The sequence below is a fragment of the Stenotrophomonas sp. 59 genome (assembly GCF_030291095.1).
Taxonomy (GTDB): domain Bacteria; phylum Pseudomonadota; class Gammaproteobacteria; order Xanthomonadales; family Xanthomonadaceae; genus Stenotrophomonas; species Stenotrophomonas maltophilia_Q.
Genome location: NZ_CP127408.1, coordinates 2,357,337 through 2,374,114 on the forward strand (window position 1 = coordinate 2,357,337; position 16,778 = coordinate 2,374,114).

At 65.6% G+C, this 16,778-nt stretch carries 14 protein-coding genes; 9 read left to right on the top strand and 5 right to left on the bottom strand.

The genetic code is table 11. The annotated features are described in order from the left end of the window. Positions 1-32: 32 nt before the first annotated feature. Positions 33-194 carry a hypothetical protein gene (locus tag QP552_RS10975; RefSeq protein WP_164146301.1) on the bottom strand — a complete coding sequence of 54 codons (162 nt, stop codon included), beginning with the start codon at positions 192-194 and terminating at the stop codon, positions 33-35. A gap of 191 nt (positions 195-385) precedes the next feature. Here QP552_RS10975 and QP552_RS10980 point away from each other — a divergent pair, with 191 nt between their 5' ends. The 3 genes from QP552_RS10980 to QP552_RS10990 all read left to right on the top strand — a co-directional run bounded on the left by QP552_RS10980 (position 386) and on the right by QP552_RS10990 (position 2,509). After that, on the top strand, positions 386-1,312 hold the full coding sequence (locus QP552_RS10980) for a hypothetical protein (RefSeq protein ID WP_286073622.1): 927 nt from the start codon (positions 386-388) through the stop codon (positions 1,310-1,312). 135 nt (positions 1,313-1,447) lie between these two features. After that, positions 1,448-1,570, top strand: coding sequence for a hypothetical protein (locus tag QP552_RS10985; RefSeq protein ID WP_258392026.1), 123 nt, complete (start codon positions 1,448-1,450; stop codon positions 1,568-1,570). 45 nt (positions 1,571-1,615) lie between these two features. After that, positions 1,616-2,509: a helix-turn-helix transcriptional regulator gene (locus QP552_RS10990; protein WP_286073623.1), complete on the top strand. Its 894-nt coding sequence runs from the start codon at positions 1,616-1,618 to the stop codon at positions 2,507-2,509. Here QP552_RS10990 and QP552_RS10995 read toward each other — a convergent pair. Further along, positions 2,490-3,494 (bottom strand): PHB depolymerase family esterase, encoded by a 1,005-nt coding sequence (locus tag QP552_RS10995; protein ID WP_286073624.1) that lies wholly within the window; start codon positions 3,492-3,494, stop codon positions 2,490-2,492. The two genes, QP552_RS10990 and QP552_RS10995, sit on opposite strands and share 20 nt — an antisense overlap. 221 nt (positions 3,495-3,715) lie before the next feature. On the opposite strand from QP552_RS10995, the gene QP552_RS11000 reads away from it, so the two are divergent. The 4 genes from QP552_RS11000 to QP552_RS11015 are packed head-to-tail and all read left to right on the top strand — an operon-like array spanning position 3,716 to position 10,651. Next, positions 3,716-5,890, top strand: coding sequence for a TonB-dependent receptor (locus tag QP552_RS11000; RefSeq protein WP_286073625.1), 2,175 nt, complete (start codon positions 3,716-3,718; stop codon positions 5,888-5,890). 32 nt (positions 5,891-5,922) lie between these two features. Further along, positions 5,923-6,801 carry an alpha/beta hydrolase gene (locus QP552_RS11005; protein ID WP_106548460.1) on the top strand — a complete coding sequence of 293 codons (879 nt, stop codon included), beginning with the start codon at positions 5,923-5,925 and terminating at the stop codon, positions 6,799-6,801. Then, positions 6,798-7,283 carry a MaoC/PaaZ C-terminal domain-containing protein gene (locus QP552_RS11010; protein ID WP_286073626.1) on the top strand — a complete coding sequence of 162 codons (486 nt, stop codon included), beginning with the start codon at positions 6,798-6,800 and terminating at the stop codon, positions 7,281-7,283. Before QP552_RS11005 ends, QP552_RS11010 begins: the two co-directional genes overlap by 4 nt. A gap of 35 nt (positions 7,284-7,318) precedes the next feature. Continuing rightward, complete coding sequence (locus QP552_RS11015) at positions 7,319-10,651, top strand: PAS-domain containing protein (RefSeq protein ID WP_286073627.1); 3,333 nt, start codon at positions 7,319-7,321, stop codon at positions 10,649-10,651. 4 nt (positions 10,652-10,655) lie between these two features. Here QP552_RS11015 and QP552_RS11020 read toward each other — a convergent pair whose 3' ends face one another. After that, entirely contained in the window at positions 10,656-11,330 is a 675-nt protein-coding gene (locus QP552_RS11020) for a response regulator transcription factor (RefSeq protein WP_286073628.1), read from the bottom strand. 129 nt (positions 11,331-11,459) lie between these two features. Here QP552_RS11020 and QP552_RS11025 point away from each other — a divergent pair, with 129 nt between their 5' ends. Next, complete coding sequence (locus QP552_RS11025) at positions 11,460-13,106, top strand: fatty acid--CoA ligase (RefSeq protein WP_286073629.1); 1,647 nt, start codon at positions 11,460-11,462, stop codon at positions 13,104-13,106. 202 nt (positions 13,107-13,308) lie between these two features. Here QP552_RS11025 and QP552_RS11030 read toward each other — a convergent pair whose 3' ends face one another. Further along, a complete protein-coding gene (locus QP552_RS11030; RefSeq protein ID WP_286073630.1) occupies positions 13,309-14,760 on the bottom strand; it encodes a S41 family peptidase in 1,452 nt (483 codons plus the stop codon). A gap of 193 nt (positions 14,761-14,953) precedes the next feature. Between QP552_RS11030 and QP552_RS11035 the strand changes: the two genes are divergently transcribed. Next, entirely contained in the window at positions 14,954-15,136 is a 183-nt protein-coding gene (locus QP552_RS11035) for a hypothetical protein (protein ID WP_286073631.1), read from the top strand. 60 nt (positions 15,137-15,196) lie between these two features. Here QP552_RS11035 and QP552_RS11040 read toward each other — a convergent pair whose 3' ends face one another. After that, on the bottom strand, positions 15,197-16,771 hold the full coding sequence (locus QP552_RS11040; protein ID WP_286073632.1) for an alpha/beta fold hydrolase: 1,575 nt from the start codon (positions 16,769-16,771) through the stop codon (positions 15,197-15,199). Between the last annotated feature and the right edge of the window lie 7 nt (positions 16,772-16,778).

Consider the following 16,778-nt stretch of genomic DNA (forward strand, 5'->3'; position numbering starts at 1 on the left):
CATGCACCGCAGTGACTGCATTGCGCGGCAGATCAGGGCGAGGTGGTCGGGAAGACGCCATCCCACAACGTGCCGTGGTTGTGCGCCTTCGTTTCCGAAACCACCGAGCCCAGCTCGATCAGTTCACCACCCACACCCTGTCCTTCAGGGTTCTGCTGTCCTGCCACTACACCCAGCTCAATCAGCTCGTTCATGAACATCTCCTCTAGTCAGTGGATGTATCCAGACGTTGCATTGGATACGGAGCAGCCAAGCCACCATCGCCACGCACGTTGCAGGGCGATTGCCGTCAAGGCACCGAAATGTTACGATATAACATATTATTTTGACGTGACGAATGGCGCGGCCTGTTGGCCGTTGATGCAATCCCCGGGGTGGAGAATGGATGAGCAGCGAGATCACTGACGACGGCCTGGACGCGACCGTTCTATTGAAGGGACTGTTTCCGCTGCCGGCCTTCGTCCGCTTCATCAGGGAGCGCTGCCCGCCCGGATGTTTCGACGAGGCCGCGCTGGTGGCCGACTGGAAGGCCGCACGCAACGACGTGCATCGCCTGCGCCAGGACGAGGCGAATGAGGCGGACGCCATTGTTGTCCAGCCGTTGCCCGAGGAGATGATGCCGCTGGCCGATCAGGCGTTGCGGCAACCCTCGATGCACGGCATGACCAGCGTGCTGCCGCGCTCCTGGCAGATGGTCGAGATTGATCGACTGGTGATCTTCCAGGAATGCATCAACCTGCGTCACATCGACCAGTTGGCAGCGGCAATGTCCGCCTCGCCCACCGCGCAGGAGGTCATGCAGCTCGTCTCCCGCAGCGGACGCCATGCCCACCCCAGCGTCCGGTTCACCCAGTCCGATGGCAGCTACACCTTTGCGTCCGCATCCAATGACCTGCGCTTCCTCGATGTGGCGACCCTCGATCCGGCCACCATCACCGGCTACGAGCCGTTCGGCGCGGCCAGCCACGCCGTCGTCATCTATCTCGGTTTCAGTGACAACCTGATCAGTGCCACCCGGTTCGGCAAGCGCGTGATCCTGACCAATGGCTCCCACCGCCTGTACCTGCTGCGCAAGCTCGGCTTCCGCCATGTGCCCTGCCTTGTCACAGATGCATCCGACGGCGACCTCAGCGAGGTTCTGCTGCCGGCGGCGGTCAGGCAGGACCGCGGGTTCTATCTTTCGTCGCCGCGGCCGCCCCTTTTCAAGGACTACGTTGCCCCCCGCCTGACCTGTGTCGTGCCGGTCACCCGCAAGCACTACGCCCTGCGGGCAAAGCTCGACCTGCAGAGGATCACGGTTCCAGCGCTGTAGCGCATCGGGCGGAGCACTGGTCAGGGCCGCTGCACGGCAGATGGCCGGATTGCTGAATCACCTGGCGGAACTGTCGAATGACGCCCCCCGCTTGGCTCAATACGCTTCTGATCCTCGACAGAAGAGGATGCCAGCATGCGTGCAACCACACTGATTGCCGAAACCGGAAGAAAGGAGCTGCCGATCGTTCATGTCCTGATGGGATTCGTCTGTGTCTGGCACAGGCGTGAACCGCAGCAGGCGGACCATGAAGATTGACAGCGCGCACTTCCCCCTCGCCTTGCTGTGCCGGGCGATGCAGTGGTGACGTCAGCTATCGAACTGGAGGGTATCGGCGCGGACTACCCCGATCTCGTCGACAGCCCGGTCATGGTGCTGGGCGTGGACCCCATCACCGACGCCTGGGAAATGCCCTTCCATGAGCATCGGAAAGCCCAGCTCCTGGTAGCCACGAGCGGATTGATCACGCTGGAGACCCCTGCAGGCCTGTGGGTCGTCCCGCCACAGGGGGCGATCTGGATTCCCGGAGGGCTGTCCCATCGGGCCAGCAGCACGGGAAAGCCGCATGGCTTCGTTGTATTCGTGGAGCCTGGGGCTATCGCTGGATTGCCGACACACTGCCTCGCAATGGCGATCAGTCCATTCATGCGTGCCCTGCTTGAACGAACCTCACAGCTTCCCTGGTGGTACGCAGCCGGCAGTGCGGACGCTCGCCTGATGGCTGTGCTTCTGGACGAACTCATCGCGGCACCGCCGGAATGGCTGCACCTGCCCATGCCCTCCGACCCAAGGCTGCGGAAGCTCGCCAATGCGATGCTGGCCGCCCCGGCTGAGCGGGCCACGCTTGAGGTGTGGGCGAGCCGGATTGGAATGAGCGAGCGCAACATGTCCCGCCTGTTCTCCGGCGAGACGGGTCTGAGCGTGAGGCGCTGGCGCAGACAGCTGCATGTGGTGGTCGCGTTGCCGATGCTGGCCAAGGGCCGTACGGTGCAAGCCATTGCCGATGACCTGGGATACGACAGTTCGGGCGCGTTCGTGACCATGTTCCGAAAGACGGTGGGCGCCCCGCCCAAGCGATTCCTTGCCGAACGGGGTGCCCGGCTGCGCGGACCAGGCGCTGAAACCCAGGCGGTGCGGGAGCCCTCGGCTCCCGCATCGTCAGTGACCGCCCTGCCCCTCAGCGCTGGTAATCCTTGAGGAACAACCAGGTGATCAAGGTGGCATCCGGGCCCTTCGGGTCGGTGAACGGCAAGCCCGACTGGCTGCCACTCCACGCATGCACCATGCCCTGTACCACATAGTGCTGTGCCAGCGTGCGACCGCCATAGGCATAGGTGTCCACCGTATAGGCACGCCCACCCGGCACCTGGCCATGGTAGGTGCTGGTCGGCACGTACTTCACCGAGTCGTTGTCCTGGCCGTCATCGGCCAGGTCGTTGGTCTGCAGGAACTGGCGCACCGCCTGCTGGCCGTTCACCGGGTTGACGGTGAGGTCGGCGCTGCCATGGAACACCAGCACCGGCAGCGGGCGCGGCGACGGTGAGCCCGAGCACTGCCAGGCCAGCCGTCCGTTGCTGTCCGGCGAATAGATGCTGCCGGCCAGCAACGCGTAGGCGCTGCCGGAAATGGTGGTCGCACCCTTGAACATGCCGCCGGAATGGATGGCACCAGCGGCGAACACGTCCGAATAGCAGGCCAGCATGATCGAGGTCATAGCACCGCCGGCGGAAATGCCGGTGACGTAGACCCGGTGCGGATCGACGCTGTAACCGGCCTTCACCTTGTCCACGATGCCGGCCAGGATCGACGCCTCGCCGCTGTCACGGGCCTGGTTGATCGGCAGCTGCCAGTTCCAGCAGCGCGCCGGGTTGGAGGTCACGTTCTGGCGCGGATAGACCACGATGAAACCTTCGGTGTCGGCCACATCGTTGAAGCCGGAGGCCTCGCCCATCAGGTTGGGGCCGTTGACGCAGCCGTGCAGCACCAACAGCAACGGCAGCGGCTGCTGGTCGCTGTAGCCGGCCGGCACCCATACCTGGTACTCGCGGGCGCCGAACAGGTTTCCGTACAGGCCGATGTCCCAATGCCCGGCAGCGCCCGCGGCGAGCACGGTGCCCGTCGACGCCAGCCAGCAGCACAGCGCCAGCAGTACCGCCTTGATCGAATCGATTCCGGATTTCATGGCCAGATCCTCATGCGTGAGTCGTGGATGAAGTGGTACCGGGGAGCGCGTCCGGCTGGGGGCACGCCCAGTATCCGCATCCGGCGGCCACTGCCGACTGGACCTAGGTCCACTCGCCGCTGCCGGATGACACCGCTAGCCTTCGCTGCAGGGGTGGCAATGGGCCATCTGTGAGCACTTGCCTGGGGGAGGACCGAATGAAACGGAATTGTTTGAGTCTCATGATCGGCGCACTGCTGGCCTCCGGGCCGGTACTGGCACAGGACACGCCAGAGGCCGTGCCGGCGGCAGGCAGGACCGCTTCACCCACGAACCTGGACAGCATCAAGGTCACCGCACGCAAGCGCGAGGAAACGCTGCAGGAGGTGCCGGTCGCCGTCACCGCCTTCACCTCGGAGGCTCTGGACAGGATGAATGTCCAGGACATCAGCAACCTGGATGCGCAGGTACCGAACCTGACCATCTACGCCGCCCGTGGCGCCAGCAGCACGGTTACCGCCTACATCCGCGGCATCGGCCAGTCCGATCCCACCTGGGGCGCCGACCCGGGCGTAGGCATCTATCTGGATGACGTTTACATCGCGCGACCGCAGGGGGCGCTGCTGGACGTGTTCGATGTCTCGCGCATCGAGGTGCTGCGCGGCCCGCAGGGCACGTTGTACGGCAAGAACACCATTGGTGGCGCGATCAAGTACATCTCGCGCGGCCTGCCCACCAAGACCGAGGGCTTCGCCCAGGTCACCGTGGGCAACTACAGCCAGCTGGATGCCAAGGCAGCCATCGGCGGTCCGATCGGCGGTGCCGACAGCGGCCTGCGTGCCCGCGTGGCGGTGGCCAGCATGAACCACGATGGATTTGGCGAGAACACCTTCAACGGCCAGCCGGTCAGCGACAAGCAGATCAACGCGGCGCGCGTGAACCTGGGGGCGTACGCCGGCGATGACTTCGACGTGCAGTTCGCACTGGACTGGATCGACGACCAGTCCGGCATGCGCGGCTCGAAGATGCTGGCGCCCAATCCGTTCCTGCGCGCCTACCCGCCGATGGACAGCCGTTACGACATCCGTTCGGGCATGCGCAATCTCAACAACGTGGAAACCAAGGGCGCGTCGGCCACGGTGAACTGGCGACCGAACGACGACATCGCCGTGAAGTATGTGGTGGCCAAGCGTGAGTCGGACAGCGAGGCCAACATCGACTTCGACACCACGCCGATCAAGCTGGCCGACGTGGGCGGCACCTACCACGACGAGCAGGTCAGCAACGAGGTGCAGCTGAACTACGACGCCGGCGGACGGGTGCGCGGCGTGGTCGGCCTGTACCAGTTCAGTGGCGAGGCCGGCGGCCAGATCCAGAACAACTACTTCAGCGCCCAGTTCGCCGACAACCAGGGCAAGGTATTGACCGACAGCATCGCGCTGTACGCGGATTGGACGTTCGACCTGGCCAGCAGGCTCAAGCTTGATGTGGGTGCCCGCTACACCGACGAGGACAAGCGCGCGATCGTGCTGAACCGCCTCTATGCTGACCCGGGCTTCAGCCGGCCGGTGGCGGTGACGGCGGACTTCGACAAGAAGACCAACTTCAAGAACGTCTCGCCCAAGGTTTCGCTGGACTACCAGATCACCCCGGACATCATGGTCTACGGGCTGGCCACGCGTGGTTTCAAGTCGGGCGGCTACAACATCCGCGCCAACGCGGTGGCGGTACCACGCTCGGCCGAGCCCTTCGACGATGAGACCGTGGACAGCTACGAGGTCGGCAGCAAGATGGCCTTCTTCGACCAGCGCCTGTTCCTGAACCTGTCGGCGTTCTACAACAAGTACAAGGATATCCAGCTGTCGGTGTTCACCGGCCTGGACACCAATGGCGATGGCATCGACGATTCCTTCTTCGGCGACTTCACCAATGCCGGCGCCGGCACCGTCAAGGGCCTGGAAGTCGAGTACCAGTACCTGCCCAGCCAGCACTGGCTGATCTCGGGCAACCTGGCCTGGCTGGACACGAAGTACGATGAGTACATCGATCGCGGCGTCAACGTGGCCAGGCAGATGAAGTTCACCAATGCGCCGGAATTCTCGGGTGCATTGAACGTGGAGTACCGCACTGACCTGGCCAACGGCAGCAACCTTTCTGCGCGGGTGAGCTACAGCTACCAGAGCGAGGTCTGGCCCACCACCGACCTGAGCCCGGTGATCCGCCAGGACGGCTATGGACTGGTCAATGCCGGTGTGATCTGGCGCCTGGATGACGCCTGGACCTTCTCGCTGCAGGGCACCAACCTGGCCGACAAGGAATACCGCACCACCGGTTACAACATTCCGGCGGTCGGCACGCTGATTGGCTTCTATGGCCCGCCGCGCCAATATAGCCTCAGCGTCCGTTACGATTTCTAGCGCATCCGTTACGATTTCCAGGAAGCCCCTGCATGATGCAGTCCTACGTAGATCTGTACTGGAACAGCAATGATGGCCTGCGCCTGCATGCGCGCGACCATGCACCGGGTACCGGAACGGCACCGCGCGGCACCGTGGTCTGCATTCCCGGCCTGACCCGCAATGGTGCCGATTTCGATGCGCTGGCCGATACGCTCACTGCCGGCGGCTGGCGGGTGATCGCGGTCGACCTGCGCGGGCGCGCGGGGTCGGAGCGTGCGCATGATCCCACCAGCTACAACCCACGCACCTATGCCGACGACCTGGTAGCGCTGCTGCGCTCGCAGAACATCGACAGGGCGGTGTTCGTCGGCACCTCGCTGGGCGTACTGGTGACCATCACCCTCGCCTCGCGCGCGCCGGAGCGGATCGCTGGCGCGGTCCTCAACGATGCCGGCCCCAAGGTGCCGCGCGAGGCGCTGGCACGGATCGGCAAGTACGCGGGCAAGCCGGTGCCGCCGATGGATCTCGAGCAGGCCACTGCCTATGTGGCATCGATCGGCAAGGCCGCGTTCCCGCGCTTCAGCACCGATGACTGGCGACAGATGGCGGTGCGTACCTTCCGCACGCGCAGCGATGGACTGCTGGAACTGGACTACGACCCGGCGGTGATCCGCACCACGCGACCGTGGGTGCTGTGGCTGCTGCGGCCGGTGCTGTGGCGCGCGGTGCGCGGTCTGACCTCGCGCGTGCCGGTGCTGGTGGTGCGTGGCGCCCTGTCCGACATCCTGCCGGCCGACGTTGCACGGCAGATGGCGGCGACGTCGGAGAGTGCCCGGCTGGTGGAGGTGCCGGATGTCGGCCACGCGCCCATGCTGTCCGAGCCTGAGGCGCGCGGTGCGATCCTGGCCCTGCTGGAGCGTGTGGAATGAGCCCACAGGGCACCGACGCCGCCCTGCCGGCCGCCCTGCGGGCGTTGCAGCAATGGGCGGCCAGCGAGCGGCTGAGTGGCGCCACCCGCATCGCCCAGTCGCGCATCGACGCCTTCGCCGATGCCACCGGCGATCACAACTGGATCCATGTCGATCCGGCGCGGGCGCAGGCACAGCTGGCGGGTGGGCGCACCATCGCGCATGGCTTCCTGCTGCTCTCACTGACCGTGGAAGACGACGTGGCCGCCCTCGCCGGCTTCCCCGGCATCGCCCACGTGCTCAACTACGGTTTGAACAAGGTGCGCTTCCTGGCGCCGGTGCCGAGCGGTTCGGAGGTGCGCGTCCGCTCGCGGCTGCTCTCGCTGGAGCTGCGCCAGCCCGGGCAGTGGCTGCTGACCCAGCACAAGAGTGTCGAACGGCTTCCCGATGGTGATATGGCACTGGTTGCCGAGCAGTTGTCACTGATCGTGACCGCAGCCTAGCGCTGCCGCGCCCGGCTTCTGCCTACACTGGAGCGATGTTGACGCCCTCTTTCGTGCTGCTGGCCTGCATTGCGTGGACCGCACTGCTGTTTGGCGTGGCCCTGTGGGGCGAGCGCCGGGGGCATCGGCTTTCGAAGGCATGGCCGCTCATCTACGCACTGTCCCTGGCGGTGCACTGCACCGCATGGACGTACTACGGCGCCGCTTCGCAGGGGCTGCAATGGGGCTTCCCCATTCCACCCACCCTCGCTGGCATGGCGCTGATCTTCGCGTTCGGCCTGCCCTTCCTGCTCCGCCTGGGGCGACTGGCCAAGCAGCACAACAGTGCCACCATCGCCGACCTGGTGGTCGCACGGCTGCGTGCGGATCGTGGCCTTGGCTTCACCATCACCCTGGTCGCGCTGCTCGGCATCATTCCCTACATCGCGCTTCAGCTGAGAGCGGTCAGCCAAGGGCTGGGGGCACTGTTGGGTGATCGTTTCACAGCTGCGGGCTGGCAGCTGGACATGTCGTTCTGGTTCGCATTGACGATGGCCGCCTTCACCCTGCTGTTCGGTGCGCGCAAGGCATCGGCCACCGAACCGAACCGCGGCATCGTGGTCGCTCTGGGTCTGGAATCGGTATTGAAGCTGACCGCTCTGCTGGCCATCGGCCTGTATGCCGCGCTGTCGGTGCACGCGGCCGGCGCGCCGCTGCTGGAAAAGATGGCACAACTGCCGCCACCGGCCATCGTGCCGGACTATCTCACCATGGTTGCGCTGGGCGCCATCTCTGCATTCACCCTGCCGCACCAGTTCCATGTCGGCGTGGTCGAGCTTCGCCAGACCTCGGACCTGAAGACGGCACGCTGGATGTTCCCGGTCTACCTGCTGCTGATCGGGCTGCCGTCGGTGCCGATGGCATTGGCCGGTGCGGCGCAGCTGCCGGCATCGGTATCGCCCGACCTGTATGTGCTGGCCCTGCCCCAGGCCGGTGGTCATCACCTGCTGGCACTGCTGGCCTACCTGGGCAGCCTGAGCGCGGCCACCGGCATGATGATCCTCTCGGGGCTGACCCTGTCGATCATGCTTGGCAACCATGGATTCGGGTCGCACCTGCTCGGCGGCATCGGCGGTGTGGCCAATGCCGACCTGCGCCCGCGTGTCCTGGCGTTCCGACGTGCCGGCATCCTCGCCGTGTTCCTGATGGCGTGGCTGTACAGCCGCGCGATGAGCGATACCGAGGCACTCAGTGATTTCGGCCTGATGTCCTTCACCGCCCTCTCGCAGCTGGCGCCGGCGGTGCTGCTGGCCGTGTACCGCCCACGCACGCCTTCCCCGGCCATCATGGCCGGCATCGTGCTGGGTTCGCTGGCCTGGCTGTGGCTGGTATTGCTGCCGATGGTGATCCCGGCCGCCACACCGTCGGCCAGTCCCGATGGACTGCACTGGCTGGCCGTGGTCTCGCTGCGCGTGCAACCCGGCCATATCGCGATCAGCATGGGCGCCAGCCTGGCGATCAACCTGCTGACGGTTGCCCTTGTGTCGCGCGCCGTGCGTCCGCCGCTGCCCCGGAGGCGGGATGCGGTGGCTGCCGCTTCCCTGCGCAGGACCGCCGGGCGCTTCCTCGGCCAGGAGCGTGCGCGCCAGCTGCTGGAGGGCCACGCCGGGCAGATGCTGGATGATGACCGGGTTACCGCCGTCGAGCGTGAGCTGACGGCCGTGGTGGGCGCAGGCATGGCACGGCTGCTGGTCGAAGCCGCACGCGAGGGTGGCGCCGCGCCGCTGGATGCGGTGACACGCGCCGTTGGCGAAGCGACCCAGGTGCTGCGCTTCAACCAGCGCCTGCTGGAAGCCGCACTGGAAAACATGAGCCAGGGCATCAGCGTGGTGGATGCACAGCTGCAGCTGGTGGCCTGGAACAGCCGCTACGCCGCGTTGTTCAGGTTCCCGCCGGAACTGCTGCAGGTCGGGCAACCCGTGGTCAACCTCACGGCATGGGCGCTGGACCAGCTGAAGATCGGTGAAAGCCCCGGTGACACACCCGACAAGGCGCTGCAGCGCCGCGTTGCACACATGCGGCGTGGCACGCCTCACCTGTCCGAGCGGGTTTTTCCCGACGACACCATCGTCGAGATCCGCGGCAACCCGATGCCGGGTGGCGGCTATGTGGCCACCTTCACCGATGTCACGGCGTTCCGCCGGGCGGAAGATGCACTCAAGCGCAGCAATGAAACCCTCGAGCACCGCGTGCAGGACCGCACGGCACGGCTGGAACAGGCAGTGCAGGAAGCCGAGCGCGCCAATGTGGCGAAAACCCGCTTCCTGACGGCCGTAGGCCACGACCTTATCCAACCCCTGCATGCCGCGCAGCTGCTGACCGATGCGATGTCGCAGCACATCGAATCGGAGTTCCTCGACAGCTTCCTGCGCCAGATCCGTGGTGCACTGGATTCCACCGATGACCTGCTGTCGGGCCTGCTGGACATTTCTCGACTGGAAGCCGGTGGGCTGGTGGCCGATCCTCGACCGTTCGCCGTATCGAACGTACTGGATCCGCTTGCACAGGAGTTCGCCGTGCTCGCGGCCGCCCGCGGCCTGCAGTTCGGCTATGTACGAAGCCACGCCTGGGTTCACAGCGATCCGCTGCTGCTGCGCCGGGTGCTGCAGAACTTCCTGGCCAATGCCATCCGCTACACCCGCCGTGGCGGCGTGCTGCTGGGGGTGCGCCGCCACGGCCAGAGGCTGTCGATTGGCGTGCATGACACCGGCCCCGGCATTGCACCGGAGCAACAGGCGGTGGTCTTCGAGGAATTCCACCGGATCGATCGCAGCAATGGCCAGGGCCTCGGGCTTGGCCTGACCATCGCACACCGTATCGCCGGTCTGCTGCATGCCCCCCTGCACCTGCGCAGCGTGCCGGATCGCGGCTCGACCTTCTCGCTCAGCGTGACACGCGCTGAGCGTCCGGAAGCACCGCGCAGCGGACCCATGGTCAATGGCAGCACCGCCCTCAAGGGCATCCGCGTGCTGGTGGTGGACAACGACCCGGTTGCGCTGGAGGCGATGCGTCAGCTGCTGCACTCCTGGGGCTGTGATGTCATTGCGGCAACCGGCGCCGATGTGATCGAAGCATCAGCCCATGAGGCCGCGCTGTGGCTGTTCGACTATCACCTGGATGACGGCGATACCGGTGTCGCGTTGTGGAAGCGACTGACGGCCATGCATGGGCTGCGACCGACGGTGATCCTCAGTGCGGACACCGGCAGCGCGACGCGCGATGCAGTCCGTGGCGCGGGGCTCTCTTTGTTGAGCAAGCCGTTCAAGCCGCTTGCACTCCGCTGGGCGATCAACCACCTGCTGGCCGCGAGCACTGCGGCCACGCCCTGATCCATCAGGGCCCAGGCGCTTCTTCGATCTGCCGGGAGGGATCGGCCAGTCCCATTTCGTGCAGTACGCGGATGGCCTGCGCGCGGTTGCGTACCCCCAGCCGCTCCATGATGCGCGTCATGTGTGCCTTGACCGTGCGCAGCTGCACACCCAGCCGGTCAGCAATCTGCTTGTTGAGCAGCCCTTCGGCCACCAGGCCCAGCACCTTGTACTGGTGAGCGGAAAGGCTGGCCAGCCGCGCGGCCAAGTCGGCGTCCCTGCTGAAGGGCGCCACGCGCGCCACCGGCTCACGCAGAAGGGCCGGAATCCAGCGTTCGCCCTCCAGTACCGACTGCAGCGCCGCCTGCAGCTCGTGCAGGCCCGAGCTCTTGGGCAGATAACCGGCCGCGCCAAGGTCGATGGCACGCCGGATCACCTGCGGTTCCTCATTGGCCGATACGATGATGATCGCCAGCCCCGGCTGCAGCGCACGGATGGTCGCCAGGCCTGCAAGCCCGTGGTTGCCCGGCATGTGCAGGTCCAGCAGCATCAGGTCGATCGACTGGCCCTCAAGCGCATCGAGCACGCTGTCCAGCGAATCGGCTTCGCGGATATGCAGGTCGGCGACCGCCTCTTCGGCCGCGCGATGCAGCGCCGCGCGGAACAAGGGATGGTCGTCGGCGATGAGCAGGGTCGGCATGTCCAGGCGAGATTAGCAAATCGCCCGCAGCTGGGCACAGGTACCTAGGTACGCTGGTGCAGGACGGCAGGATGGCTAGTGTGGCGTAGAGACGTCCAGTGACCGACACGCCCTCCACAAGGAACCCCCATGTCATCCACCTCGACCTCCGACGCCCATGCGTATCCACTGCTGATCAAGCAGCTGTTGCTGATGCCGCTGGCGGTAAGCCCGGAACAGGAAATCGTCTACGGCGAGCATGTCCGCTTCGACTATCGCACCCTGCAGGCACGCATCGCGCAACTGGCCGGCCTGCTGACTTCGCTGGGCGTGAAGCACGGCGATACCGTGGCGGTTATGGACTGGGACAGCAACCGCTACCTGGAGGCCTACTTCGCGGTACCGATGATCGGCGCGGTGTTGATGATGGTGAATGTACGCCTGGCGCCCGAGCAGATCGCGTATACGCTGAACCACAGCGGCGCACGGGTCATCCTGGCAAACCGGGACTTCCTGCCGTTGCTGGACGCCATCGGCGATCAGCTGCCCGACCTGCACACGCGCATCCTGCTGGATGATGCGGGTGGCGCACTGCCACCGGGCTTCGTTGGCGAGTACGAAGCAGGGTTGCGCCAGGCCATGCCGCTCAACCGCTTCCCGGACTTCGACGAGAATTCCCGTGCCACGGTGTTCTACACCACGGGAACCACCGGGCGGCCCAAGGGTGTCTATTTCACCCACCGGCAACTGGTGTTGCATTCGCTGTCGGCGATGGCCGCACTTGGCAGCGCCCCCCGCCAGGGACGCCTGCATCGCGACGATGTCTACATGCCGATCACCCCGATGTTCCACGTGCACGCGTGGGGCCTGCCCTACGTGGCCACGCTGATGGGCATCAAACAGGTCTACCCGGGGCGGTACCTGCCCGCCAGCCTGCTGGCACTGATCGCCCGCGAGAAGGTGACCTTCTCGCATTGCGTGCCGACCATCCTGCACATGCTGCTGGAGCACCCGGACGCTGCGCAGGCCGATCTGCAGGGCTGGAAGGTGATCATCGGCGGCGCCGCCCTGCCCCGCGCGCTCGCGCAGCGTGCATTGGCACGGGGCATCGACATCTTCGGCGGCTATGGCATGTCCGAGACCTGCCCGTTGCTCACCATCGCCCAGATCGATGTGGATACCGTAACCGATGCCGATGAGGTGCTGTCGCTGCGGACCAAGGCCGGCCTGCCGGTGCCGCTGGTGGACCTGCGCATCGTCGATACGGACATGGCAGATGTTGCCCACGACGGCATCGCCACCGGGGAAGTCGTAGCGCGCGCACCCTGGCTCACCCAGGGCTACCTGCATGATCCGGAGGCCTCGGCGTCGCTGTGGGCCGGCGGCTACCTGCATACCGGTGACATCGGCAACATCGATGCGGGTGGCTACCTGCGCGTGACCGACCGCATCAAGGACGTGATCAAGACCGGCGGCGAGTGGATTTCCTCGCTTGCACTGGAAGACATCATCGCGCTGCATCCAGCCGTCAGCGAGGTCGCCGTGATCGGCGTCAGCGACACGAAATGGGGCGAGCGGCCGTTGCCGCTGGTGGTCAGGCAAGGGGGCAGCGAGGTGACCGAAGCGGAGATCATCGAGCTGGTCGCGGCACGCAGCCGCTCGGGGGATATCTCGCGCTTTGCGATCCCCGAGCAGGTCCGGTTCGTTGATTCGATCGAGCGGACCAGTGTGGGCAAGATCAATAAGAAGAAGCTGCGCAACCTGCATGATCCGGGCGTAGGCAGGGGTAGCGGCTGACGGCCCATGCGTCACGGAGACCTGGCCACCCCACCGTTGGTCGGGAGGATTCTTCCCGGCAGAGCGACGAAAGCTGCCCGGGCCTTGGTCGAGATGGCATCGCGATCTCCAGGTGCCTTCAGGATGGCACTGGTTCCGCTTCATCACCTTCATGGCGGATACAACCCACCCCGGCACATGGAACCCATGGCCTGGACCCACGCTATTGACCCCGGATCCATGCCTCCAGTGCGGTCGTATCGCGCATGTCCCCTTCATACCGGATGTCAGGCGTGTGCGGTGCATTGGAACCGCGCGTGCGACCACGGAACACCTTCATCGGAACCGAGATTCTGGCCAGCCCACTGGGCAGCGCTTCCGGCCTGACATCCATGTACAGGCTGTCGGCGGAGGTCTCGACACCGACCTGCACCGCGCCAAGCCGCTTCCACAGGTCCAGGGCATCCAGGCACGCCGAACCACACGAGGCATCCGCCACAATCACCACCCTGCCAGGGCGCCGCAGATCGCCCCCCTCTTCCGGCCGCACCGGAGCCGCTGGTACCTCGGAAGGTTCACGCCACAGGAGGTCGCCGCGCGCGCTGGCCCGCGACATGCCGTCGGTTACCGTTTCGAGCATGCGGATCAGATCGGGCGACGTGTCAGGCGCCTGGGTCAGCTTCTGCAGGAATCCACGAAGCTGAGCGATGTTGGCATCGGACGTGCGCCATTCCACCCAGCTTTCGTCCCGCAGTGCCTCCACGGCCCTGCGTCCCCAGATCAGCTGGGCCAGCTCGATACTCCAGTGTGAGGCACCTCCGGTGTTACCGCGCACATCAAGCACGACCAGGGGTGCGTTCTGCAATGCGTCGGCTGCAGGAGTGAGTTGCTGCAGCAGCCGGGTCAGCTGCTGGAAATTGCCCGCTGCGGGATCGGCGTTGAAGCTGCTGGTGGTGATCCAGTAGCCTCCGCCGCGCAAGACGTGCCAGCCGTTGGCAGGGCGGAAGCTGCGCCGTGTATCGTCCAGACGCTCCTTCCGCGCCTCCGGCCCGAGCGGTTTCCACTGCAGCAGATAGGTCTTGTCGCGTGCATAAATCCGAAAGATGCACTTGCGCAGTGCTGGCACGAAGGGATTGCCCTGCTCAAGCAGCACCTCACCACCAGCCTGGACGCGACTGGCCTGCAGGTTCCAACGCCCGCTGAAATCACCCACCCGGCGTGCAGCCAGCGTCTCTGCATCAATGCCATCACAGGACAGCAATCGAGCCCCCAGCGGCGGATGGCCCGGACCACCTTCCACGGTCATGACCACCTGTGCATCGCCGTCAAAACCGGTCAGGAACCCGGGCCATTGCGCTGGAAGCACGGGCGCGCCGGAAAGTGCGTTGAGGCTGACATGGCCATCGTTGAAAGACGCCGCATAGCCCTTCATCGCCCACCAGTAACCCTGGTAGCTGGTGACCCGATCCGTGCGCGAGCGTGCAAGGGCCAGTGCTTCATCCAGCTGCGCGCCGAAACCAGGATTCCGCGGATCCACGGTACCCGGATGGCTGCCGCGCATGGCCGCGTCGGCAGCATCCAGATCCTTCTGCAGCACGTCCGGCCACTCCCTGGGCGGGACCTCCGTTGCGGACATACCCAGCAGTACCGCGATCAGCATCGTCGTTGCGGACATCCGCGACTCCCGTGAAACGTATCCAGCCTGCTGGCCACGCCACGAAATGGGCGCCAACCAATTGAATATACAAATAAATCCAGCCAGTCGGTCGTACAGAGTTAAGCCGCCGTGAAGTAGCCTTGCGACGCTCCCACCCGATGCGCGCAGGCGCTCAAATACGTGCGGGCAACCGCTACCTCAAGGAATCCAGATGAAAGTCACCCTCGCCGCCTCTGCTCTTGCCTGCACGATTCTGCTTTCCGGGTGCACCACCAGCGGGTGGTTGCATGCTGCCAGTGGCGTGATGGACGCCAAGGATGCATACGAAAAGCAGGAAAGACTGGATCGAATCAATCGCGCGAATGCGGCGGCCGCCCGGGCGCGCAGCAACTGACCCCATCAGGAAACAGCCGCCGCTCGACTTGGCATCGGGCGACGGCCCTGGGGTCTGGCCTCAATGCAGCGGCACCTTCAGCACCGAAGGCGCGTTGGCTGGCGAACTGAAGGTCACCGTGCCGCCCAACTGGCTGATGCCCGAGTAGCGTAGATCCACCGTATCAACCACCAGGGTCAGGCGGCTGCCAGCCGGAATGTTCCAGCTGCTCGCTTCCAGGCGCAGGTCCAGCGTCTTCGGCTGGCCCGGCGTGGCGCCGCGCAGCGTGTACGGCTTGTGGCTGATCAGCTGGCCGTTGCCCAGCACATCCTCCGCATACAGGTAGGCATACAGCGTGGTGTTGGCGCGGCTGGGCGTGACGGTCAAGCGCACCTCCGGCGCGCCGTCCAGGCGACGTGCACTCCACTGGACCGGCCCTTGCCAGACGCCGGCGGCGTTTCGGCCCACGAACGGAACATAGGCGCCTGGCGGCAGATTGATCATCTGCAGCGCGCCGGAGGCCATCGCCACGCCCGAGTTGGCGGCGGTCAGCAGGCCACTGCCGATACGGTAGTTCCAGCCGGTGCTGCTTCCGCTCTCGGCCAGGCCGCCGGTGGGCAGCAGCAGTCCTTTGGGTGCGGTCAACGCATAGCTGATGGCGCCGGCATTGGTCGCCTGCCAGTTCGGATACGTGCTCCAGCTGCCCTTCTGCGACTTCAGCTGCACCGCAGGCTGCCGGTCGATGCCATTGGCTTCACCCTTGAGGTAGTGGTCGAACCAGTCGCCAACCGAGTCATAGACCTCGTTGGGAATGCCCAGTGCGCCGAAGGCTTCGTTGAGCGCGTGGTCGCCATGGCGCAGCTGCAGCTGCTTGGGGCCCTTCAGGCGGTTGAAGAAGTCCACCAGCTGGCCCGGGGGGAACAGGCTGTCGTTGAAGGCGTTGGCCAGGAACACCGCCGGCTGGTTGGCGTTGATCTCATCGATGCTGGCCCCGGGGCTGCGCTGCGCCGCCACAGGCAACAGTGAGTCCACCGCACCCTGGTAGTTGCCCACCAGCACATTGCGGTTGATGGTGGCCAGCTCCGGTCCCGGACGGCCGGTGGCCAGGCCAGCCGCCACCAGCAGCGCGATGCCCTGTGCGCTGGGGGTGTCGTTACTGTACAGCGAGGCCTGGAGATCGGCCCAGCCACTCAGTGCCGCCACCGCTTTGATGCGCGGGTCGCGTGCTGCGGCCAGCAGGCTGGTGCCGGCGCCGTACGAGATGCCCGAGACGCCAACACGCGTGGGATCGGCCCGGGTGTTGTCCAGCGCCCAGTCGATCAGGGCGCTGACATCCTCGACCGTGGCCGGCCCGGCGATGTCGATGCTGCCGCCCGATTCCCAGAAGCCACGCGAGCTGTAGCTGATCACCACGTAGCCACGGCGCGCCAACGACTGTGCCACCCCCACGTACTCCACGCTGGGCACCGCCCAGCTGCTGGGCATCACCAGCAGCGGGTAGCGGCCATTGCCCGCGTCCTGCGGTTCGATGACGAAGGCCCCGAGAGGCGTTCCATCCCAGCTGGGAATGGTGCGATGGGTGGTCTTGACCGTCGCCGCCCAGGCGGTGGGCGCCAGCCCGGTCAGCAGGATCAACAGCAGCAGAACCTTGCGCATCGTCGTC

Bases quoted from the DNA above. Each gene is read 5' to 3' on its own strand.
- QP552_RS11035 (WP_286073631.1), top strand. From the start codon at position 14,954: ATGAAAGTCACCCTCGCCGCCTCTGCTCTTGCCTGCACGATTCTGCTT.
- QP552_RS11025 (WP_286073629.1), top strand. From the start codon at position 11,460: ATGTCATCCACCTCGACCTCCGACGCCCATGCGTATCCACTGCTGATC.
- QP552_RS11005 (WP_106548460.1), top strand. From the start codon at position 5,923: ATGATGCAGTCCTACGTAGATCTGTACTGGAACAGCAATGATGGCCTG.
- QP552_RS11000 (WP_286073625.1), top strand. From the start codon at position 3,716: ATGATCGGCGCACTGCTGGCCTCCGGGCCGGTACTGGCACAGGACACG.
- QP552_RS11010 (WP_286073626.1), top strand. From the start codon at position 6,798: ATGAGCCCACAGGGCACCGACGCCGCCCTGCCGGCCGCCCTGCGGGCG.
- QP552_RS11020 (WP_286073628.1), bottom strand. From the start codon at position 11,330: ATGCCGACCCTGCTCATCGCCGACGACCATCCCTTGTTCCGCGCGGCG.
- QP552_RS11015 (WP_286073627.1), top strand. From the start codon at position 7,319: ATGTTGACGCCCTCTTTCGTGCTGCTGGCCTGCATTGCGTGGACCGCA.
- QP552_RS10975 (WP_164146301.1), bottom strand. From the start codon at position 194: ATGAACGAGCTGATTGAGCTGGGTGTAGTGGCAGGACAGCAGAACCCT.
- QP552_RS11030 (WP_286073630.1), bottom strand. From the start codon at position 14,760: ATGTCCGCAACGACGATGCTGATCGCGGTACTGCTGGGTATGTCCGCA.
- QP552_RS10985 (WP_258392026.1), top strand. From the start codon at position 1,448: ATGCGTGCAACCACACTGATTGCCGAAACCGGAAGAAAGGAGCTGCCG.
- QP552_RS11040 (WP_286073632.1), bottom strand. From the start codon at position 16,771: ATGCGCAAGGTTCTGCTGCTGTTGATCCTGCTGACCGGGCTGGCGCCC.
- QP552_RS10995 (WP_286073624.1), bottom strand. From the start codon at position 3,494: ATGAAATCCGGAATCGATTCGATCAAGGCGGTACTGCTGGCGCTGTGC.
- QP552_RS10980 (WP_286073622.1), top strand. From the start codon at position 386: ATGAGCAGCGAGATCACTGACGACGGCCTGGACGCGACCGTTCTATTG.